Origin of the sequence: Legionella sp. D16C41 (assembly GCF_048541585.1) — a bacterium.
Classification (GTDB): domain Bacteria; phylum Pseudomonadota; class Gammaproteobacteria; order Legionellales; family Legionellaceae; genus Legionella_C.
Window position 1 is genome coordinate 3183680 of sequence record NZ_CP183303.1, and the last position, 21037, is coordinate 3204716.

The following is a 21037-nucleotide window of genomic DNA, read 5'->3' on the forward strand; positions in this document are numbered from 1 at the left end:
TTGAAAATTGGGCTATGGGTTATTAGTTATGAGGCAATTGGGTTTTTGTTAGGGCAACTAACTAAAAATAACATACACCCTTGGTATGATAAATTAACTAAGTCAAATTTAACGCCGCCCCCTATTATCTTTAGCATAATTTGGTCGATACTTTATGCTATGTTAGCTTTTATCGGCTGGGTTATATGGAAAGACCAAAAAATTAATCCCAGTTCTGCACAAAGAAATATCTGGTACTTATATATAGTACAAATGTTAATGAATTGGCTGTGGACTCCTATCTTCTTTTACTATCACTTATTAGGTTTTAGTTTACTATGGATTAGTTCATTAACTGTTTTAAATTTGTTTCTTGGATATAGCTTAATAAATAAAAATATCCTTACTGGTTTACTATTTATTCCATACGTTTTATGGCTATTCTTTGCCACATACTTAAATGCTGTAATCTATTTATGGAATTAATTGTTTTGCAATATAGCTAGATGTAAAATCTCAAACTCCTAAAAAATAGGTATAGAGTTTATCTTAAAAACTTTTCTTTTAAGTTACGTATTTAATTTTAGAATCTTTTATAAAAAATTAAGGGTAACAAAAAACGATATAAGGATTTAGCAAAAGATGAAAAAAATAATTTTCTCCATTATATTACTGCTTACATCTATTGTTGTGTCAGCTAACTTATCAAACTCTATAGGCACTAATGGATTTAATATAAATAACCTTGAAAGAAATAAACAAAATGTTATAGCGTTTTATGACTTAATGTTTAATAAAAACAGTCCTGCTGAAGCTATAGCCAAGTACGTTGGTGATACATATATTCAACATAACCCACATGTTAAAGATGGTAAAAAGGGTTTTATTGATTATTTTAATAGAATGGCCAAAGACTATCCGGGTAAAAAAGTGACTTTCAAAAAAGTTATTGCTGAAAAAAACATGGTTGTTTTACATTGTTTACAAGAATGGCCAGGCGATAAAAATTATGCTGCTATTGATATATTTAGGCTATCTAATGAGGGAAAAATTTTAGAACACTGGGATGTTTTACAGGAAGTTCCATCTAATTCTAAAAATGAAAACTCAATGTTTTAAGTTGCACAATTTACCTAATTCATAATTATAAGCACTAAATATCAATCAACCTTTTTACCAATCGGTTTCCAACTAATTTTTGTTGGAGTAAGATTGTTGGTAATCCGGGAAACCGTTCTATCTACTCGCCGTTGCAGCATGATTTCAACCATTACAGTTTCATTCGGGTGAAGAATTTTATTAATGTCAGCAAGCGATGAATGAAAGTCGAGCACCTTATAATAAGCAAGCGCTTGATCACTTGATTCGGGGTGGGCCTTAATACGAAAACCCAAATTACCTTGCATCTTTGGTGTATTAATTCCTGCTTCCATGATGTCGTAATCAAGAAAGTAGGTTAATTTTCCTCGATCAAATTGGTTTCGCTGGCGATCTATAAAGAAGCCTATTGGCAGCGCATCCTCGCTATATTTGGGACCAGCAGTTAAATAAAGATCATAATCGTCAAGTTGATTGCCTCGGTCATCAATAAGGCGAAATATAATCATAGCGTAACGATTGGTAATATACTCACGCTTGTAAATAAGTGTATTCACTATTTCGGTATGTTCAATTTCTTGGGTTTCTTGAGTAAGCTTATCTAGCTCTTTTACTAACTTATTGTAAGAGTCACTGTTTTTTACTTGTAGGCAGCGCAATACCCATATAGCGGTAGGATGAGTAGCAGCATTGGCCATTGTAATGCTGCGGATAATTCCCATTTTTTTACCCGAATGCGCACACCCAGGTAAAACGCCAAACGCCATTGGTTGTGTTCGGGTCATGCTGGCAACTACAAGATTTTCACCATTTATTCCTGCCTGATGTAATTTTAGTAAACTGTAATTCATGTTGGCAGCTGTTACTCGTACAACCCCATCAGATCCAGCTTCTCCGGTATAAGAGTTAATAGCATCATAAAGTTGGCGATCAATTTTCTGGCCTGTAAGTACAAAAGCATAAATGCCATGAGCAGTACAATCATAATCAAGCCAACTTTCATTAAGTTGCCAACTCATATCGCTTCCCAGCTCAAGCCAATCAAGTACATGTTGTCCTGGTTCGATACCTTCAAAAAAACTTTTTATACGTCCTAATCGAGATTTACCAAGTTGAGCGAGAGCGGAGCCATGGTTGGCGGGAGCCAACATAATAAGATGACTTAATGGGCATTTAGCAAGGTTATTCTTAAAGTATAAATCCATCCATTTACGAATAATAGGGCCACCGGTTGAATGAGTGATACAAGCAAAACGCTCCCCCTCTCTAAGCTTATCAGCAATTTCATCACGCACGGCATGATCAAAAGCGCGTGCTATATCATCAACAGTTACGGTGTCATTAAAGCTAATATAGTGTCCAAGGTAGATATTACCAACTTCAATATTGATTATCCCGCTTTTGCTCTGACTTTCAAGCCATTGCGGCAGTTCTCCATAAGTATTTGTATGCGTCACACTCCAACCATGAACGAAGATAACAATCATAACTATCCTTAAACATATTGACGTTACAAGAGGGTATTATTGAATAAATTGATAATTTTGGATTATTTTACATGGAGATAGCTAAGTCAAATTAAAAAATTACTGCTGAAAATTCTATACCCACAGCATTGAGCCAAAAAAGATCTATATTTATATTTAAAGCCCTTGTAGGAATTCATTATGAAAGAAAAACATTTCGCTTATAAAATAAAGAGTCAATCGGCTGGATTAGTTTGTACTTATGCGGAAATTGAGAAAGATAAAATGCTCGATCTTTTAAAAGTAATACAACAAGATAGTGAAGTTGGCTTATATTGGGTTTTTAAACAATTAGATGAGCAACCTAAAGAACCATTGTGTATCATCGATTGTAAGCATAAGCGAGTTTATTATCATTATTCAGGTGAAGTTGAAGACTTAAGTGACACTATCAAAAAGCTATCTAAATAATTAAACATAAACTTAGTAGTAATCAAGCGCTAAATACTTAAGTTAGAGCCTTAGCGAATTAATTTAAGTTAAAGAAAGCATAAATTATAAACTTATGCCTTCTTTTATCTAAGTTAAGCTGTAATTTTTTTCTCAGGTATCTGCATCTGCTTAGTACGTGTAACAGGGAGGCTTGTTGGATGATGCTTAACAATAAAATCAACTAGCTTTTCTCTTACTTCACAACGTAAATCCCAAGCATCACTAGGGGTGCGCGCACTTGATAAAATGCGTAACTCCATTACTCTATCCTGAACATCACTAACCTGAATACTACAAACTTTACCATCCCATAAGGCTGAATTAGTTAAGACCTGCTTTAGTTCTGTGCGAAGCTCATCAACTGGTAGTGTAAAGTCTACATAAAGATAAACCGTACCAATTAAATTATTACTTGCTTCCCGACTCCAATTTTGGAATGAATTCTCAAGAAAATAGTTTGTCGGCACTACTAAACGTCGCCAGTCCCAAAGCTTAATAATCACATTGCGAAAATTAATTTCTTCAACAATACCAAATTCCTTCTCAATAACTACAGCGTCTCCTATTTTAATAGGCTGGGTTAAGGCTATTTCCAAACCAGAAAACAAACTACCCAAGGATCGTTGAGCTGTGAATGTTAATACTAACCCAATAACTCCGGCTGTTGTTAAGACACTCGCGCCTAATGCACGTACATTATCGAACAACATTAAAATAGCACCAGCAGTCAAAATAGCAATGATAGCCATGGCTATTCGCTTTAAAATTAAAGTTTGGGTATATATTTTTCTTGCTAAAGCATCGTTATCAGGATTACTGGCATAACGATGCAAGAGTAACTGCTCAGCGATATGAACTAACTTAAATAAAATCCAAGATATAGCGCATATAATCAAACAACTACTTAGCTTATCTAGAAAATAGGAAAATTGGCTTGGTAAACCTAAATAAGGAATTAAAGCATTAAATACAATTAAAAAGACAATTGTTTTTAATATACTTGAAAAAAAAGGTAATAAGATACTTGAAGTTTGATGAGCTGTTAAAAAAGAGGTTGATAATAAATACTTAGTTACATTATTTATTACACGTGTAAATAACCAATAAAAACTTAATGCCAAAGAAAAATAATAACTGAATTGCTCAACAATATTAAGTGCAGGTAAATCACTTTTATCAACAAAATAGAAAATATATTTTTGATAAAAATAATTACCTAAAGTTGCCAATATAATTATTAAAATTGGTGGCAAAAGGACGCTTCTAAATTGAGGCGCTATAGGCTTTAAATGGTCTCCCATAATAGTATGTTTACTTATAGCTACCGACATGGTTTTCTCCTTCTACTTATTATTGACTGCGTGCGTACCTTTTCTTCCCTGAAATTTAAATTAATTTTGATTCTAATTAATTATCTTTAGCAAGCTCATTAATCACTAAATTTGATTCGTTACTAGAAACATTATCCTGTAAAGCAGTTATTGTAATCTCTTGATTTTGTAAAGATAATAAATTAGTAACTTCACTATTTTGCCTGTGCTTAATCCATTCTGGGTCATTATTTAAAATATATTTACAGGCCTCTTCAAGAAAAAAATCTCGCTTATTGATTCCAGCCCATTGACAGTACTCCGTAATTTCCTCATAAGTTTTTAAGCTCATTCTGATTCTAAACTGTACTTTCTTTTGGGCTACAGGTTCGCGTGTTATTAGCATACTTACCTCCTTTAATATACAACTTAGTTTGTGACAAATTAAATTACATATATTTTGCCACATTTTTAAAATTAATACAAGCCATTATTTGTCATTCTTTATTTGACATTATTTGTCACAATTTGTTAGATTGACTTTGCTTGTAAAAAAATTAATTCGCTAAATGGGAATTGCCCTTCAGTAAACTATTATTTGTTTAACTCCAGCCGCTATAAATAATGAAAAATTATTAATTAAGTTACTTTTTTAACCCATAAAGGTTGTGTTTTACACAATGTTATTACTACTATTAGGCGATTAAATAGAGGTAAAATAATGGCAATAATAAAACCAGCAATTGATGGCGTTGGCACTGCCAGTGGTGTAGCATGGCCCGCTTTTGGTATTTTAAGTGCCGCTCTTAGTTTAGGGGTTGGTAGTACAACTGCATTTATCTTAGGGGGTATATGTGGCACCATATTTTTACTAGTGAGCATTCCTATTGCTTATGCAAGCTATAAAGATTTAAAGCAACAACAACAAAATTTAATTAGAAAGAAAGAACAACACGAAACCATTTTGTTAAGTAACCTTATTGCTCTTTTTGCTAAAGTAAGTCAATACAAAATGAACAACGCTATAAGCTCAACTGAATTTATAGCCATAACAATTCAGGCATTAAAAGAAAAAAATAGTGATAAGGATAAGTTATTTGTTCGTTTACTAAACTACTTAAATGCTTGTGGTATTTATAACACTTATAATAATTTAGAGCCTAAGTTATTTAATAGCTTATTACAAGAGCATGTAAATCAATTTATAATTCAAGAGTTGAATCAAAGTAATTATGCTGTTGAAAATAATGCTCAAATAAACTTAGCTACCTTTCAAGGCTTTGTCGGTGCATTTGGCACAATTGCAGGCGGTGGGGCTGGATTAACAGGCTTATTGATGGGCTTAGGGCTTATGGCAAGCTTTAATGTTATCCCCTTAGCAGGAATAGCTATTCTAGTTACCGCTACTATTATCTCTATTTATATGGCAGATAAGGCCGCACAACGTGCTGAAGCAAATATTATTAAAATGCAATGGTGCAAGTATGCAAAAAGTTTAAGCCGTGCAGGAGATGCTCTAAATTTAGAATTACAAAGCCTAGAGAAACCCAGTCAAATTAATAAAGATGAGATGACTTACGCAAACGACTCTATAAAAGCACCGCAGGTTGATTCTTTACCTACGATGGATAATAGCCCAACAACTCATCCTCAAGACCTTACTCATAATGTGAGTCACTATCCACAAAGTTTTTTCAACTGCAGAACTTCAACTATGCAAGAGCTAAATAATAAAAAACATACTTTGCAAGAAATTATTTCCATAGCTTGATAAATTCCTTTAAGAACAAGATAAAGACTTTAATTAAGACTAATTTATTCGCTACAGTTAATTTGATCTGGGATTAAACTTAGCACTACCATTTTTTCTAGCAACGGTAGAATGAAGATTTAAGCTTGTAAGCTATACACAAATTTATCCACAAGCTTTGGGGATAAATAGTACTAAGAAAAAAAGAAAGGAAACCCTGATATAGTAAGGGTCAATAAGCCAAGAAAAGCTAGCTAACAAAATTGTAGCATCAATAATTAACAAAATTATCCACAGAAAAGCTAGGAAAGATTTTTTCCTCGTTTTATTAATCTTACTCTAATAATTTTAGAAAAAATAGTCTTGACTATAGCAATTTAATGAAATTAGTTTTTATAAGGTAAGCCCAAAACGGGCAATGAAATTAAGGTAATAAATCAGGGAGTATTTTAGACCTTGGTAAAAGGTTTGGTTTTTGTCCAAAATACATTAATACAACTTTTCGGTAGAAGATATAATTACTGAATGCTATTAACTTAAAAGCTTTATTGTTTCCCCACGAATCACGAATGACAGAGTTTTATTGACGCCATTAGTGGTCTCTTACAAAATAAAAAACCAACTAAGCATAAAACTTAGTTGGTTTACAAAGTCTTCTAAAATTATGAGCAGTGTAAATTAATAAGTTGATCACTATTATTAATCAAACTTAATTTAGCGCGGCTATCTAATTCAAGACGGATATTATCTCCTAAATGAGCAACTATTGTCATTGAATTACCTTCAGGAAGGATTAAACCATTAATGATTGCCCGCTTTTTTAAAGCAGTCATTGCAATAGGATTAGCTTCGTTACTTTTAGCACGTACTTTACAATTTAGAGTACGAGTACTAAACCAATTACCTTCTAAGGTTTGCTCTGCATGCGGCATTAAGTCATAACCTTTAGAGCGGCTCATAAACTCTTGACCTTGAGCTGCAGCAAAGGTATTTGCTGCAAAGAGAACACTAGAACCTAACAACAATGCACTTATTTTTTTTATTTTCATATTACAACTCCTATTCTTTTTATTTTAATCATTTACATATTATTTTATTAACTATTTAGCTTTATCTTCTTAATAAATTGTAAAGAACGAAACCTATTCCACCGGCAATTAGTAAAGAGCTTAGTGGCTTATCCTTAACAGCATTAATAATCTCATCTGAATTACTCTGAAGATAGTCTTTGGCCTCGTTAACAATCTTCTTTCCTTCTTTATAAAATTCGCTAGCTGATTCTTTAACTTGATTATAAATGTCTTGTGATTGCTCCTGACCTTTATCAACCGCTTCATTTAGTTTCTTTTCACCTTCGTGATAAACTTGCTGTGCTTTTTGTTTACCATTTTCATACAAATTATTGACTTTCTCTTTCTCATTTTCAAAAGCTGCTCTAGTATTATTATTCATGTCTTTGCCCTTAGTTAACTTAAGTTAACGCAATAAAATTTATTTATTCAGATAATCTTACCGACGTACAACAAGATTATTTTCAACTACTTTAACACCTTCTATTTGGCTAGCTAATTGCCCTGCTTTAATTTTCTGCTGGTAAGTTTTAACAAAGCCACTTAAAAGGACAGTTCCTTTATCTGTTTCTACATGAACGCGTGAAGCAGGCAAACCTGTATTATTCATAAGAGCTGCCTTTACTGAAGTGGTAATCGCTGCATCTGAACTATATTGATTAACACTTCTTTCACCGGACATAACTTGGCAGCCTGATAGTATTACCAATGAACAGCCCATTAGCATACTGACAAAATTTTTCTTCATAGTTACTCCTTTAATTACAACAACTTAGTGAGTCAATTTCACTCTCAAGTTAAAGTGACATCTTTAAGTTACACCCTTGAGTCATTAATGTCAAACATTTTAAGTCAAATTATAAAAATATTGTTAATTGTTTTTTTGCATGCTATAAGACAAGTCTTGTCTTTAAAATGTCACACTAATTTAGGATAGTTGGATCATGCTTATTGTCCCAGAACCTGCTACACAAAAGAAAATTGCTTTTCGTATCCGTATGAATGTTAAGACGCATGAAGAAATACTGGAATATTGCCAATGGGCTGGCATTAACTATCGAGACTTTTTTATTGAAGAAGCCTGTAAATATATTTTAGCCAATGACCAAAAATGGAACGCCTATAAACAAAAAGCTGCAGCAATGAAAAATCAGACAACAAATGCAAAGGATAATTTAGAAACTGTCTCTATTACAGAATAATGCCTAAACCACCTAGGCTCTAAATCATTTAGGCTAGGTTACTTACGTTAACTCTCAAACTGTTAGTTATTTTACTAATAAAATATTTTTTTAGTTAACCTAGTCTAAAATGTGCCCTTAACTAGTGTTTTCACCTATAAATCGAGCTATTCTGGATTTTAATTAAGTGCTTTATGGTAAGCTTCCTCTGCTAAAGTTAGCTGTTTTTGAATTTGCCCTAATTCAGCTTTAAGTTTTAATATTATTTTATCCTCAGCTTTATTGGTTTGAGATAATCTATTTGCTAGCGCTTCTTTTTGCTTTGTTAATAAAGAAATTTGTTCTTCTAAACTGAGTATCCATTGTTGACGAGTAGTTAATTTGTTTAAATTAAAATTATTGTCTTCTAATGTTACTTTCTGACTCAACTGTTGTTGACAAAAAGTAACAAGAACATTTACTTTCTGATTAATTTTCATAGCCAAATAGTGAGCTAACTTATTATTTTCTTGTTGGGTTAAAACTCTAATATCTGCTTTAATTTCATTACTATAAGCTTTAATATCTTCCGAGGGATGACAACGAAATAATCCATGAGGAAATAATTTAGGCGAAAATAGTAATCCAAACTTACCCAGCTGCCATTCTAATTCTGGAAGACGCGCTAAGAGATCAGTTAATAAAGCATCAAAGATCATAACTTTTTATTCTTAATATAATTGCTTAGGCTACTTCTAATTGCTTATTAGCACTCATTTTATTTTTCTGCAGCTTAGCGCTAATAAATGGCGGCAAACACATTATAATTAAGCCGATGACTAAGGTTAATTCATACCTTGTAACGCTGCCAATATTTATATTATCGGGCGGCATAAAGCTAACCATTAAAGTTACTAAGACGCCAATAATACCTATTCCTGCAATGAAAACCATACCAAATAAGCCACCAGGAATTTTAAATAACCGTGGTTGTTTAGGATAGCTTATACGTAATTTAAGGGCTGCAGCAAACATCAGTAAGTACATTAACATATACAACTGCGCAGCTAATGCCGTTAATAGCCAATAGGAACCATTAACGCTAGGCATAAAAAGAAAAAGTGCTGATAATACAGTAACAATTATTGCTTGCGTTATTAAAATAACAACTGGAGCGCCATTTGCATTAGAGCGTCTAAATATTTCTGGTAAATTTCCTTCAGCGGCCGCAACCATCAAACCTTTTGTGGGTGCAATTATCCAGTTACTCACACCACCTAAACCGCCCATAATAAGCATTAACGCAATAACAGGCATAACCCAAAGTAAGTTATAACGAGCAAAAAAAGCATCAAATGCCTGCATAATACCTGCAACGAGATTAATTTCTTGGTTTGGTAATACTATGGCAATAGCTAGCGAGCCAAGAATTAAAGTTACCAATATAATTAATACCGAGAAGATTAATGCACGAGGAAAAGCATATTGCGGATTATGCACATCATTGGCATGTACAGTGGCGATTTCTATACCGCAAAAAGACATCATAATGGCAGTTAAAGAAACCCATAATGATTTTTCATTCCATTGCGGCAAAATACTATGTAAATTAAATTGAACTTGTGATGGATTACCACCTGCTAACCAGACAATTCCTAAAGCAATAATTAATGTCATTGGAATAATTAAGCCTGAAATTGCGCAAATATTGCTAAAAAGCGCGGCTGATTTCATACCACGAATATTAATCCAGGTTACAATCCAAAATGAAATTGTAATCACTAACCATAAAAACAATGAATTAGTTACCAGTAAAGGATTAATTAAATAACCAATAGTGCCCGCAACAAACGATAAAATAGTCGGATACCAAATAACATTTTCAATCCATTGCAGCCAGATAGCTAGAAATCCTGCTTTTTTACCAAAAGCTTCTTTCACCCAAACATAAATACCACCTTGCTGTGCCCATCCAGAAGCTAATTCTGCAGATACTAAAGCAGTAGGGATTAAAAAAAACAACGCCCCAAAAAAGAAGAAAAAAATTAATTGACTACCAAATAATGCCGTAGCAGGTAAATTACGGATACTATCAACCGAACCTACAGTTATCATAGTCAGACTAAAAATACTCAGCACATGCTTGTTACTACTCATTGCATTCCTTTTTGCTTTTAAATGCTGCAAATCATTATTATACGAGGCTTAACTTAAAAAAACCTTAATAATAGAATAAAAAATAAACAAAGTCGGTACTTTACTGCACTCTAATGCATTTGTAAATTATGTAGCGCTCCATATCTTTATTTAAGAAGATATAAACTTCTTAAAGTTCGCTCTAAAATGAAGTATAGGGTTGGCGCAAAGCGGCAGTGTACGCGAAGTTACCAGAAATTTTAAGCATTCTATTAATCAGAACGCTTTCCTTGGTAATAAAATTCCGAGATATTCTACTTTAATTTTAAGTTTCATAAAAGGATAGTAATAGTGCTGCTATATCTAATTGCATATTAATTTAGTTTGTTAACTAACGATTCACAGAAATAGTGCTAATGTAAAATGGTAATCAAAATTTTGCGCAATAACGACTATTTTTGCTGTAAAAAACCGCCGAGAAATTAAATTACTGTTAAACTACACTATTTAAGTTGTAAGAAATAACTTTCGCTTCTATATTCATAACCAATTTAACTAATAATAGAATCTATGACTTCAATTTGGATTGATGGCGATGCTTGCCCAAAAGCAATAAAGGAAATAATTTTTAAGGCAGCAATCCGTAATAAAATAAAATGCATCTTAGTAGCCAATCAATTTATGAATTTGCCTCCTTCACCAATGATACAAAGGATAATCGTTGATCAAGGTTTTGATAAGGCTGACCAATTAATCATAGAATCTATACTAACAGGAGATATAGTTATTACCTCCGATATACCTTTAGCAGAAAGCTGTATTAATAAGCAAGCCAAAGTGATTAGCCCTAGAGGTGAATTGTTTAATGCTAATACAATTAAGCAGAAACTTGCCATTCGCGATTTTAATGAGGTAATGCGAAGCAGTGGTTTACATTCTAAAGGACCAAACTCCTTGACCCAAAAAGATATTAAATTATTTGCAAATCAACTCGATCGATTGTTAGTAAAAGCAAAAAAATAATATACGACTTCATTCAGTTAGCTAAACAATATATAGCTCACTTTAGAATGATTTTTTTCTATAATAAAGAGTAAGCTAATTCGGAATAAAAAATACTTTAATGAAGCTCTCTAGGACTTAAATGAAAAAGCATGAACATTACACCATGAGCTAATACACCACAAAATAATAAAACTGGCCAAACTAGGCTTTTCTCCTAGCTCCTAATCAAATAATAAAATGTCTTCCAAACCTTCGACATTAAATGTAAGTACAAAAATTAGTATCATTCCTATAGCTATTAATTAATACAGGTGCTTCTAGACTTTATTAATTTACTAAATATTTTATGAATAAATTTAACTTACTTTAAGACCTTTATTACCAATATCTATTCTTAATAATTGGGCTTCAGCTTTATTATAATTAATTTAATATTATTTTTTAAAAATGTAGCAATAAATTACGCGCATGAAGGCATTTTTTTGTAATTATTTGTTTTTTATAACTATTATTTTTAGAAAAATACTTAATATTTATTTAATAAAAATTTAGTAAAATGATACTAATTTTACTTAATTTAATATGAATTTATTTAGTACAAGGCAAATAAATATGCATAATGTTAGAGATCATTTAATAAATATTAATGACAAATTAGCAGAGGTTTTTCCTGATTTTTTTGATTCAATAAATAAGCGGAATTCTCGAAGAAATAGCTATGGTTCAATCGATTTTTTCCGCTCATCTAGGGATTATTCTATAGTTACTAATCCTATTATTAAGGATTATTCTATAGAAATTACCAGTTCTGATATAGTTACTAATCCTACTATAATACACGATTATCCTGCAGGAGAAAGAAACGCCAACCCCTCTCCAAAACTTAACGATACTAAGTGTATAAAAGTTGTGAATAATGAAGAATCTTTTGAAGTTGGGTTTGAAAAAATTAAACAAATCTCCATTTCAGAAACAAAAAAAAATGAAGAAAATATGGCCATTGATGTATCAGAGAAATTAAAGTTAGCCTTTAAAATTTGTGAAAAAGAACTAGATGCAGAGAATAAAAATCAATTAAGTGTAGTACTAGATGAAATTTTAGTGACACTAGTTAAATTAAAAACAATACAACAAGGGAATAACCAAATGATTGAATTTGCTTCTATACAATGTGCTATCAATTCTATTGAAATGTTAAAAGAAGCTTTTGACATAAAGGTGAGTGAATTTAGCCCTGTTTAGGCTATAAGTACAGATAATTAGTAAAGTCTATTCTTATCAATTTATCAGTGTTATAAACGATATATATAATTAAATTGAGATAGAAAAGACTTAATTGACATCTGCCAAAGAAATTATTAAAGAAACAGTAAATAAAAAAAATCTATTTGATGCTCTCTAAAAATTTAAAAATAATCCAACCCTGATTCCTAACCTAAGATATTTAAGGTAGTAACGATCTAACTATTAACCGATTTTCGGTTTCGATTTTTCCGTGATCGCAGAGAATTTTTAGGAGTTAACTTCCTATTTAATGCAGCTGCATTATGTTTCTGAGTTGGAAGACGATGATTTGGCTCAAAACCATCAACCTCCACTTTTTTAAGGCGCTGCTGAATTAGTTTTTCAATATCTTGTAATTGCTTAAACTCATCTGCACACACTAATGATATAGCTAAGCCTTGATGCCCTGCCCGTCCCGTACGTCCTATACGATGCACGTAGTCATGAGCGACGTTAGGTAAATCAAAGTTAACTACTATTGGTAGTTGCTCAATATCAATCCCTCTTGATGCAATATCGGTTGCAACTAAAACCTGTACTTTTCCATTTTTAAAGTCGTCAAGTGCTTTAAGACGTTGAGGTTGACTTTTATTGCCATGAATTGCTAAAGCAGAAATATTGGCTAAAGTTAATCCTTTAACTAATTTATTAGCACCATGTTTTGTACGGGAAAAAACTAGCGCCTGCTGCCAATTTTCTTTGCAAATTAAGTGACAAAGTAGGGCTGTCTTTTGCGCTTTATCTACTGGAAAGACAATTTGATTTACTTTAACCGCAACAGCATTACGATTAGATACTGCAATTTCAACAGGATTAATAAGTAATTTTTTTGCTAATTTTTGAATCTCATCGGAAAAGGTAGCTGAGAATAACAAATTTTGGCGAAGCCGAGGAAGCAAGGTAATAATCCGTTTTATATCATGGATAAATCCCATATCCAACATACGATCTGCTTCATCCAAAACCAATGCCTGAATTTCAGTAAAATGGACTGCATTTTGTTTATAAAGATCAAGTAATCGACCAGGTGTAGCCACTAGCACTTCAACACCTGTTCGCAATACTGCCATTTGCGAAGTAATCTTAACACCGCCATAAACAACTGCGGAGCGAACTTTAAGGTACTGGCTATATTGAACGAGATTAGTATGTATCTGTATTGCTAATTCACGCGTAGGAGTTAGTATCAAAGCTAAAGCCTGATTTCCTTTGGCTCTCGGCTTATCAGCTAGCATCTGTAAAAGGGGCAACGCGAAGGCTGCTGTTTTTCCAGTACCTGTCTGAGCTGATGCTAGTACATCAGCACCTTTTAATATATGAGGAATTACTTTACTTTGTATAGGCGATGGGGTTGTAAAACCTTGCTCATGAATCGCTTGTAACAAAGGTTTTATTAAATTTAAATTTTCAAAATTCATGTAGTTTTCTCTTAGAGAAAGAAGCTTTTTGATATAAATTAGTTCTAGATAACTCCTCCGCGGCGTTTCACTTAAGAAACCCCGCGGAAGATTAGTTGTAAGAAAATATCTATAGTTAGTTACTAAATAGAAAGAAACTAATTAAGTTACTTAAAGATATTTATAAGTGATTATATAATGGCTGAAGCTTCTCAAAAGATAATTAAATAATTTCAACATCTTGTGCTTGTGGGCCTTTCTGGCCTTGTCCTACCGCAAATAAAACACTGCTGCCTTCAGGAAGCGTCTTAAAACCGCTTGCTTGAATTGCGCTGAAATGCACAAAATAATCTTTCCCATTACTTTCAATGAAACCAAATCCTTTGTCTTCATTAAACCATTTAACTGTTCCACGTAATTTATCTGTATCTGACACGTATTGTTTCCTCTTGATGTAAAAATTGATTATAACAAATTTTGAATAAGTTAAATAGTGACTTGTAGAGCAATATATCTATAAACTGCATATATATTGTCACCTATTAAGCTTATATACTAAAAAACTTGCAAAGCTTAAGTCACACACTTTTACCTTGTTTAAAGGTTAAAGAGTAATATATTAAACCAAATAAGTACAATTAAGGAACCCCTTTAGAATAAGTAGAAACCCCTGCTATACTGTTTCTGAAGTAATTAATAGTACCTTTTATCCATAATGAATAATAATTTACTTATCCATGTTTTTATTTTTCTGGCTGCAGCAGCCATTATTGTTCCTATTGCCAGTCGTTTCAAATTAGGTTCTGTCTTAGGCTACTTAATAATTGGTATTCTTATAGGCCCTTATGGATTTAAGTTGCTAAGCAATGCTGAAGAAATTATGAACTTTGCTGAGTTCGGCGTTATTATGATGCTTTTTCTAATTGGCTTAGAGCTCGAACCGCAGATGCTTTGGCGTCTTAGAAAGTCAATTATTGGTTTAGGTAGCTTGCAAGTTTTCTTAACTACTATACTTTTAACATCAATAGGAATTTTACTCCAATACACATGGCAAGAAAGCTTAGCTATTAGTATGGCCCTTGCTTTGTCATCAACAGCGCTTGTTTTGCAAATGCTTGAAGAGAGGAACTTACTTCGTACAGTAGAAGGTGAAACATCATTTGCCGTCTTACTATTTCAAGACATTGCAGTTATTTTTATTTTAATCATTTTACCTTTATTGGCTCCTTTTACCTCTGCCCAAATTTCTCAATCTCCCTACGAAATCATAATATCATCTAGATGGTTACATGCTTTATTTGTCATTGGTGTTATTAGTACTATTATCTTAGCCGGGCATTTTTTATCGCATCATTTATTCTTCATTGTGGCTAAAACAGAACTTAGAGAAGTATTTACCGCTACCTCGCTAGCCATAGTAATAGGCATTACACTACTTATGCAACTCATAGGTGTCTCACCCGCATTAGGTGCTTTTATTGCGGGTGTGGTTTTAGCAAACTCATCTTACAAACATAACCTTGAGATGGATATTGAGCCTTTTAAAGGTTTGTTATTGGGCTTATTTTTTATTTCTGTAGGGATGGGCATGGATTTTAGTCTTTTAAAAACCCAACCTACAACTATTTTAGCTGCTGTAGTAATCATAATAACTATTAAAGCTAGTTTATTAATTCTCTTAGGTCGTTTATTTGGTTTAACTGCCTTACAAAGAATCGGTTTCGCTCTAGCTTTATCACAAGTAGGTGAATTTGCTTTTGTGCTTTTTCAATTTTCACAACAAGTTAAAGTCATTAACACTGAAACTGCCCATCTTTTTAATTTTGTAGTAGCGCTTTCTATGGCATTTACCCCTTTACTTATGCTTGCCTACCATCGTTTTATTGTTCCTAGATACTTAAGTCCTATCCCCAGGAAATTTGATTCTATTGATGAAGAAAACTCAGTTATCCTTGCAGGTTATGGTCGATTTGGTCAAATTATTGGTCGCTTTCTAGGCGCTCACAAAGTGAATATTACCGTTTTAGAAAAAGATCCAGAGCAAATTGAATTGTTACGCAAATATGGTTTTAAAGGTTACTTTGGGGATGCGACCCGTCTGGATATTTTGCGCAACGCCGGGGCAACTAGAGCGAAAATATTTATTGTAGCTGTCCATAATGCAGAGATTTCACTTAAAATTATAAAATTAGCTAAACAGCACTTTCCACATTTAAAAATTTATGCACGCGCCCATAATAGGCGCCATGCTTATGAGCTAAGTAAAGAAGGCATCCATTACTTTAAAAGGGAAACCTTTGATTCTTCCTTAGCAATGGCAGGAGACATTATGATAGATTTAGGTCATAGCCCAAACAGTATCCGTCGAAAAACAAAAATTTTTGCTAAAATTGACAATCAATTACTAAAAGAATCTTTTGCATTTTTTGATAAAGAACCTGAATTAATAAGATTCTTGCGCTCATCTAATAGGGAGTTAGAGCAAATTCTACAAGGCGACCGGCAAACTGAAAACTTGCATAATTATAACAAAACACTAAATAAAGCAGAGTATTAAACTCTGCTTATTAATCCTTGTTTTGTCCAAAACGCTCAATGCTGTCCATAATTTCTTGCTGAGCCATTTCAATGCCTTCCCAACCATCTACTTTAACCCACTTACCTTCTTCTAAATCTTTATAATGCTTAAAAAAGTGTTCGATAGTTAGTAAGAGATGTTGTGGTAAATCTTTGTATGTTTCAACATTAGCATAAATTTTTGTTAATTTATTAATAGGTACTGCTAATAATTTAGTATCTTCACCAGCTTCGTCTGTCATCTTCAACATTCCAACAACACGACAAGCAATTGCAGTGCCATTTAATAAAGGAACAGGAGATACGACTAATACATCAACTGGGTCACCATCTTTTGATAAAGTTCCAGGAATATAGCCATAATTTACAGGATAAAACATCGCTGTACTCATGAATCTATCTACACATAAAGCACCACTTTTTTTATCAACTTCATATTTAACAGGTGCGCCGTGCATAGGAATTTCAATAATAACATTAATTTCATGGGGTACATTGCGACCACTAGGAATATTTATTAAGCTCACTTTACTTTATCCAAATTTCAAAATAGCGTATTATGCGCAAAACTTATTTAAAAGGCAAAAAATCTTACTTTAAATGAAAATTTAAAGTAACAGTGATTACCTTAAAAGCAAATTAAAGTAAGTGTTTGTCATATTCTGTTACTAAATAGCTTTTGTAGGATCTATGAATAGCGCACAAAATAGAGATATCACCTGTTTTTATATTTGCAAACCTTGTTACTATTATCTAAATAATTTTTCTTCCTATTCTTCTAAGGGTATAATACTTATCTAATTTCTGACCATGGAATTTTATGGATTGTTTATTTTGTAAAATTGTGCAAGGTGAAATTAAAGCAAACATCGTTTATGAAGATAAAAATCTGCTTGCTTTTCATGATATTCATCCACAAACACCTATACATATTTTAATTATTCCTAAAAAACATATTGCAACAATTAATGATGTAGAGGATGTAGATGAGCAATTATTAGGACAAATGATTTTACGAGCTAAAGCTATCGCTAAAGAGCAGCAGCTTAGTGAAAATGGCTACAGATTAATTTTTAACGTTAATGCTGGCGGTGGACAAGCAGTTTACCATATTCATTTACATTTACTTGGCGGTCGTCAAATGATGTGGCCACCAGGATAGGAATTTGTTCATGCAAGATTTATATAAACAAATTTTAGAGGGGATTGGGGAAGACCCTAATCGAGAGGGTTTAGTAGACACACCAACGCGCGCAGCTAATGCTATGCGCTATTTAACTAAAGGTTATAGTGAAAAGCTAGAAGATATTATTAATAATGCTCTTTTTATTTCTGATATGAGCGAAATGGTTATTGTAAAAGACATCGAATTATATTCGATGTGTGAACACCATTTATTACCTTTTATTGGCAAGTGTCATATAGGCTATATACCGCATGGAAAAGTACTAGGGTTATCAAAATTTGCAAGAATAGTCGACTATTTTGCGAGACGCTTACAAATTCAAGAGCGCCTAAATTCAGAAATCGCTCATTGCATTGAAGATATTACTAACGCTCGCGGCGTTGCAGTAGTTATTGAAGCTAAACATTTATGTATGATGATGCGCGGTGTTGAAAAACAAAATTCTGCAATGGTTACTTCCGTCATGTTAGGAGAAATGCGCGACCACTCCATTAGTCGTAGTGAATTTTTAAAGTTAATTGGCTAACTTGCCTTCTGACTTTAAATTAGTTGGTAACCGTTTTCTAATTATCAAATTAAGCTAAACATTTAAAATAATAAATAGATTAAGTAAAGTACCTTGATTTATAAGAAAGGCCTGGTTGCATGCAATTTGACTGATAATCAGGCTAAATAAGTGCAGAGTAACTTTCTACATGGGCACGTTAGAAGGATAATTTTCGTGCATCGCACCAATTACTACCCTTCAGTGAACAAGCATGATGCCTTATATTTAAAATGACGCACTGCAAGTTTAATTTGCAGTGCTGACTTGCCAATTATAAATTACTCTTCTCTCTCTTGAGTTTGAGAAGCATCTTGAGTTTGAGGAGTAGAAGAAAGAGACTCTTCAGATGTTTCAGTAACTTGACTTTGATCATCTAAATTAGTTGTCTTATCTTCTTGTCTAGCAGGCTCATCCGAGCTTGGTGGATTTGCTACCTCTGCAGTTGGACTACTCTCTTCTGGAGTGGTGGGAGCAGCTGCTTGTGGTTTATCTTTCCATTCAAGCTTAATACGATTTTGTTTATCTATGCCTGCAACATAAACTTCAATTTCCTGTCCTTCACTTAACACAGATTCGACTTTTTGATTGCGATCACTACAGATTTGTGAAATATGCAAAAGGCCATCTTTACCGGGTAATAAATTAATGAAGGCACCAAAGTCTACAATTTTACTTACTTTACCTTTATAAGTTTGGCCAACTTCTACCTCAGCAACTAACAGTTTAATCTGTCGTTGGGCATCTTCTAAAGCATCTGCATCAGGAGAAAATAACTGGATTGTACCTGAATCATCGATATCAATAGAAACACCCGTTGATTCAATTAAGCCCTTAATCGTTGCACCACCTTTACCAATAATGGTGCGGATTTTATCTTCTGCTACTTTCATAGTAGTGATACGAGGCGCATGTTTTGAGAGTTCTTCGCGATGCTCAGAAAGAGCGTTATTCATGACACCTAAAATATGAGTACGACCTGCTAGCGCTTGATCTAAAGCTTGCTGCATAATTTCTTTGGTAATACCTTTAATTTTAATATCCATCTGCAGTGCAGTGATTCCTTTCTCAGTACCAGCTACTTTAAAATCCATATCGCCTAGATGATCTTCATCACCTAAGATATCAGTTAGCACTGCAAAACGCTCCCCTTCTTTGATTAGCCCCATCGCTACCCCAGCTACAGGAGCCTTCAAAGGTACGCCTGCATCCATTAATGCTAAACTAGCGCCACAAACAGAAGCCATAGAACTTGATCCATTAGACTCTGTAATTTCTGAAACAACTCGTAAGACATAGGGGAATTCGCTATTAGTAGGTAAAACTGCCATTAGACTTCTTTTAGCGAGACGGCCATGGCCAATTTCTCTGCGCTTAGGACTACCTACCATACCTGTTTCACCAACAGAGTAAGGCGGAAAATTGTAGTGCAACATAAAGCGGTCTTTACTTTCACCAGCTAGGCCATCGAGAATTTGTGCATCTCTCTCATTACCTAAAGTAGCTGCAACAATGGCTTGCGTTTCACCGCGAGTAAAAATAACAGATCCATGAGCACGTTCTAAAAATTTAGTCCGAATTGCTATAGGCCGAACGGTTTGATTATCTCTTCCATCAATACGTGGTTCACCGTCTAATATACGTTTTCTTACCATTTTCTTTTCTAATTCACTGAGAAAATCAGCAATACTTGCTTGGTCAACCTCGGGTTGCTCTGCAACAATGGTCTCAGTAATCTGTTGTTTAACCAAAGATATTTGCTGATGACGTTCTTGCTTATCTTTAATTAAATAGGCTTGGGTAATAGACTCTGTAGCAAGCTCATCTACACGATTTTTTAATGCTTCATTGATAGCTGAAGGGTTCCAATCCCAAGGTGTTTTATTAACTTCAGCAGCAAGCTCTTTGATACCTTGAATAATACCTTGAATCATTTCATGGCCGTATAAGACAGCACCAAGCATAATTTCTTCGCTTAATTCGCGTGCTTCAGATTCAACCATCAAAATAGCGTCACTTGTACCTGCCACTACTAAATCTAAGTCAGATTGCTGCACTGTTTTATAACTTGGATTCAATAAATAAATTCCATCTTTATAACCAACTCGAGCAGCACCTATTGGCCCGTGAAAAGGAATACCAGAAATAGCTAACGCTGCTGAGGCAGCAATCATAGCAATAATATCAGCTGGAATATCAGGATTTAATGACATTACAGTTGCAATAATTTGTACTTCATTATAAAAGCCATCTGGAAATAGCGGCCGTAACGGGCGGTCCATTAAACGAGAAATTAAGGTTTCTGATTCTGAGGGACGACCTTCTCGTTTATTAAATCCACCAGGGATCTTTCCTGCAGCATAAGTCTTTTCTTGATAATTCACTGTCAAAGGAAAAAAACTGTTATCGCCAGCGCCTTCCTTATTTCCAACCACAGTCACTAGGACTTGTGTACCGCCCATACTTGCGAAGATAGCTCCATCAGCCTGGCGGGCTATTTCTCCAGTCTCTAAAGATAAAATATGTTCACCAAACCTTATCTCTTTAACAATTTTTCTACTCACGTAATTTACCTCATTAGAT

The 21037-nt window shown here is 33.6% G+C and carries 21 protein-coding genes and 1 pseudogene; 10 read left to right on the top strand and 12 right to left on the bottom strand.

Annotated elements, in window-relative coordinates:
- Both ACNVED_RS13810 and ACNVED_RS13815 read left to right on the top strand, forming a co-directional pair.
- A complete protein-coding gene (locus ACNVED_RS13810) occupies positions 1-465 on the top strand; it encodes a TspO/MBR family protein (protein ID WP_419421207.1) in 465 nt (154 codons plus the stop codon).
- 156 nt (positions 466-621) lie between these two features.
- Entirely contained in the window at positions 622-1098 is a 477-nt protein-coding gene (locus tag ACNVED_RS13815; protein WP_419419564.1) for a nuclear transport factor 2 family protein, read from the top strand.
- Positions 1099-1139: 41 nt separating this feature from the next.
- On the opposite strand, the gene plaB is transcribed toward ACNVED_RS13815, so the two are convergent.
- The gene (plaB, locus tag ACNVED_RS13820; RefSeq protein ID WP_419419565.1) at positions 1140-2564 is read right to left on the bottom strand and encodes a phospholipase PlaB; all 1425 of its coding nucleotides are present in this window, start codon (positions 2562-2564) and stop codon (positions 1140-1142) included.
- A 180-nt stretch (positions 2565-2744) separates the two neighbouring features.
- On the opposite strand from plaB, the gene ACNVED_RS13825 reads away from it, so the two are divergent.
- Entirely contained in the window at positions 2745-3014 is a 270-nt protein-coding gene (locus ACNVED_RS13825; RefSeq protein WP_419419566.1) for a hypothetical protein, read from the top strand.
- Positions 3015-3127: 113 nt separating this feature from the next.
- Here ACNVED_RS13825 and ACNVED_RS13830 read toward each other — a convergent pair whose 3' ends face one another.
- Together ACNVED_RS13830 and ACNVED_RS13835 are read right to left on the bottom strand one after the other, a co-directional pair.
- Entirely contained in the window at positions 3128-4366 is a 1239-nt protein-coding gene (locus ACNVED_RS13830; protein ID WP_419419567.1) for a mechanosensitive ion channel family protein, read from the bottom strand.
- 76 nt (positions 4367-4442) lie between these two features.
- Positions 4443-4751, bottom strand: coding sequence for a hypothetical protein (locus ACNVED_RS13835; protein ID WP_419419568.1), 309 nt, complete (start codon positions 4749-4751; stop codon positions 4443-4445).
- 315 nt (positions 4752-5066) lie between these two features.
- Between ACNVED_RS13835 and ACNVED_RS13840 the strand changes: the two genes are divergently transcribed.
- Positions 5067-6116, top strand: a complete 1050-nt coding sequence (locus ACNVED_RS13840) for a hypothetical protein (protein WP_419419569.1) — start codon at positions 5067-5069, stop codon at positions 6114-6116.
- A gap of 641 nt (positions 6117-6757) precedes the next feature.
- On the opposite strand, the gene ACNVED_RS13845 is transcribed toward ACNVED_RS13840, so the two are convergent.
- From ACNVED_RS13845 to ACNVED_RS13855, 3 genes are all read right to left on the bottom strand, one after another.
- Positions 6758-7144 carry a hypothetical protein gene (locus tag ACNVED_RS13845; protein WP_419419570.1) on the bottom strand — a complete coding sequence of 129 codons (387 nt, stop codon included), beginning with the start codon at positions 7142-7144 and terminating at the stop codon, positions 6758-6760.
- A gap of 61 nt (positions 7145-7205) precedes the next feature.
- A complete protein-coding gene (locus tag ACNVED_RS13850; RefSeq protein WP_419419571.1) occupies positions 7206-7547 on the bottom strand; it encodes a hypothetical protein in 342 nt (113 codons plus the stop codon).
- Between the two features lie 57 nt (positions 7548-7604).
- Positions 7605-7913: a BON domain-containing protein gene (locus ACNVED_RS13855; RefSeq protein ID WP_419419572.1), complete on the bottom strand. Its 309-nt coding sequence runs from the start codon at positions 7911-7913 to the stop codon at positions 7605-7607.
- 196 nt (positions 7914-8109) lie between these two features.
- On the opposite strand from ACNVED_RS13855, the gene ACNVED_RS13860 reads away from it, so the two are divergent.
- Positions 8110-8367, top strand: a complete 258-nt coding sequence (locus ACNVED_RS13860) for a hypothetical protein (protein WP_419419573.1) — start codon at positions 8110-8112, stop codon at positions 8365-8367.
- A gap of 158 nt (positions 8368-8525) precedes the next feature.
- Here ACNVED_RS13860 and ACNVED_RS13865 read toward each other — a convergent pair whose 3' ends face one another.
- Both ACNVED_RS13865 and ACNVED_RS13870 read right to left on the bottom strand, forming a co-directional pair.
- Positions 8526-9044: a hypothetical protein gene (locus ACNVED_RS13865; protein WP_419419574.1), complete on the bottom strand. Its 519-nt coding sequence runs from the start codon at positions 9042-9044 to the stop codon at positions 8526-8528.
- Positions 9045-9069: 25 nt separating this feature from the next.
- A complete protein-coding gene (locus tag ACNVED_RS13870; RefSeq protein WP_419419575.1) occupies positions 9070-10482 on the bottom strand; it encodes an APC family permease in 1413 nt (470 codons plus the stop codon).
- A 549-nt stretch (positions 10483-11031) separates the two neighbouring features.
- Here ACNVED_RS13870 and ACNVED_RS13875 point away from each other — a divergent pair.
- Together ACNVED_RS13875 and ACNVED_RS13880 are read left to right on the top strand one after the other, a co-directional pair.
- The gene (locus ACNVED_RS13875) at positions 11032-11484 is read left to right on the top strand and encodes a YaiI/YqxD family protein (RefSeq protein WP_419419576.1); all 453 of its coding nucleotides are present in this window, start codon (positions 11032-11034) and stop codon (positions 11482-11484) included.
- A 594-nt stretch (positions 11485-12078) separates the two neighbouring features.
- The gene (locus tag ACNVED_RS13880; protein ID WP_419419577.1) at positions 12079-12708 is read left to right on the top strand and encodes a hypothetical protein; all 630 of its coding nucleotides are present in this window, start codon (positions 12079-12081) and stop codon (positions 12706-12708) included.
- Positions 12709-12926: 218 nt separating this feature from the next.
- On the opposite strand, the gene ACNVED_RS13885 is transcribed toward ACNVED_RS13880, so the two are convergent.
- Entirely contained in the window at positions 12927-14168 is a 1242-nt protein-coding gene (locus ACNVED_RS13885; RefSeq protein WP_419419578.1) for a DEAD/DEAH box helicase, read from the bottom strand.
- 202 nt (positions 14169-14370) lie between these two features.
- Positions 14371-14583 (bottom strand): cold-shock protein, encoded by a 213-nt coding sequence (locus tag ACNVED_RS13890; protein WP_419419579.1) that lies wholly within the window; start codon positions 14581-14583, stop codon positions 14371-14373.
- Between the two features lie 279 nt (positions 14584-14862).
- Here ACNVED_RS13890 and ACNVED_RS13895 point away from each other — a divergent pair, with 279 nt between their 5' ends.
- Positions 14863-16704: a monovalent cation:proton antiporter-2 (CPA2) family protein gene (locus ACNVED_RS13895; protein WP_419419580.1), complete on the top strand. Its 1842-nt coding sequence runs from the start codon at positions 14863-14865 to the stop codon at positions 16702-16704.
- 10 nt (positions 16705-16714) lie between these two features.
- Here ACNVED_RS13895 and ppa read toward each other — a convergent pair whose 3' ends face one another.
- On the bottom strand, positions 16715-17251 hold the full coding sequence (ppa, locus tag ACNVED_RS13900; protein WP_419419581.1) for an inorganic diphosphatase: 537 nt from the start codon (positions 17249-17251) through the stop codon (positions 16715-16717).
- Positions 17252-17544: 293 nt separating this feature from the next.
- Between ppa and ACNVED_RS13905 the strand changes: the two genes are divergently transcribed.
- Both ACNVED_RS13905 and folE read left to right on the top strand, forming a co-directional pair.
- Positions 17545-17886, top strand: a complete 342-nt coding sequence (locus ACNVED_RS13905; protein ID WP_419419582.1) for a histidine triad nucleotide-binding protein — start codon at positions 17545-17547, stop codon at positions 17884-17886.
- A 10-nt stretch (positions 17887-17896) separates the two neighbouring features.
- Positions 17897-18436 carry a GTP cyclohydrolase I FolE gene (folE, locus tag ACNVED_RS13910; protein WP_419419583.1) on the top strand — a complete coding sequence of 180 codons (540 nt, stop codon included), beginning with the start codon at positions 17897-17899 and terminating at the stop codon, positions 18434-18436.
- A 491-nt stretch (positions 18437-18927) separates the two neighbouring features.
- Here the strand turns inward: folE and pnp are convergent.
- Positions 18928-21018, bottom strand: a pseudogene (gene pnp / locus ACNVED_RS13915) (polyribonucleotide nucleotidyltransferase); the annotation flags it as partial.
- Between the last annotated feature and the right edge of the window lie 19 nt (positions 21019-21037).

Bases quoted from the DNA above. Each gene is read 5' to 3' on its own strand.
- ACNVED_RS13860 (WP_419419573.1), top strand. From the start codon at position 8,110: ATGCTTATTGTCCCAGAACCTGCTACACAAAAGAAAATTGCTTTTCGT.
- folE (WP_419419583.1), top strand. From the start codon at position 17,897: ATGCAAGATTTATATAAACAAATTTTAGAGGGGATTGGGGAAGACCCT.
- ACNVED_RS13835 (WP_419419568.1), bottom strand. From the start codon at position 4,751: ATGCTAATAACACGCGAACCTGTAGCCCAAAAGAAAGTACAGTTTAGA.
- plaB (WP_419419565.1), bottom strand. From the start codon at position 2,564: ATGATTGTTATCTTCGTTCATGGTTGGAGTGTGACGCATACAAATACT.
- ACNVED_RS13895 (WP_419419580.1), top strand. From the start codon at position 14,863: ATGAATAATAATTTACTTATCCATGTTTTTATTTTTCTGGCTGCAGCA.
- ACNVED_RS13840 (WP_419419569.1), top strand. From the start codon at position 5,067: ATGGCAATAATAAAACCAGCAATTGATGGCGTTGGCACTGCCAGTGGT.
- ACNVED_RS13880 (WP_419419577.1), top strand. From the start codon at position 12,079: ATGCATAATGTTAGAGATCATTTAATAAATATTAATGACAAATTAGCA.
- ACNVED_RS13885 (WP_419419578.1), bottom strand. From the start codon at position 14,168: ATGAATTTTGAAAATTTAAATTTAATAAAACCTTTGTTACAAGCGATT.
- ACNVED_RS13905 (WP_419419582.1), top strand. From the start codon at position 17,545: ATGGATTGTTTATTTTGTAAAATTGTGCAAGGTGAAATTAAAGCAAAC.
- ACNVED_RS13830 (WP_419419567.1), bottom strand. From the start codon at position 4,366: ATGTCGGTAGCTATAAGTAAACATACTATTATGGGAGACCATTTAAAG.
- ACNVED_RS13855 (WP_419419572.1), bottom strand. From the start codon at position 7,913: ATGAAGAAAAATTTTGTCAGTATGCTAATGGGCTGTTCATTGGTAATA.
- ACNVED_RS13875 (WP_419419576.1), top strand. From the start codon at position 11,032: ATGACTTCAATTTGGATTGATGGCGATGCTTGCCCAAAAGCAATAAAG.
- ACNVED_RS13815 (WP_419419564.1), top strand. From the start codon at position 622: ATGAAAAAAATAATTTTCTCCATTATATTACTGCTTACATCTATTGTT.
- ACNVED_RS13825 (WP_419419566.1), top strand. From the start codon at position 2,745: ATGAAAGAAAAACATTTCGCTTATAAAATAAAGAGTCAATCGGCTGGA.
- ACNVED_RS13870 (WP_419419575.1), bottom strand. From the start codon at position 10,482: ATGAGTAGTAACAAGCATGTGCTGAGTATTTTTAGTCTGACTATGATA.
- ACNVED_RS13865 (WP_419419574.1), bottom strand. From the start codon at position 9,044: ATGATCTTTGATGCTTTATTAACTGATCTCTTAGCGCGTCTTCCAGAA.
- ACNVED_RS13850 (WP_419419571.1), bottom strand. From the start codon at position 7,547: ATGAATAATAATACTAGAGCAGCTTTTGAAAATGAGAAAGAGAAAGTC.
- ACNVED_RS13845 (WP_419419570.1), bottom strand. From the start codon at position 7,144: ATGAAAATAAAAAAAATAAGTGCATTGTTGTTAGGTTCTAGTGTTCTC.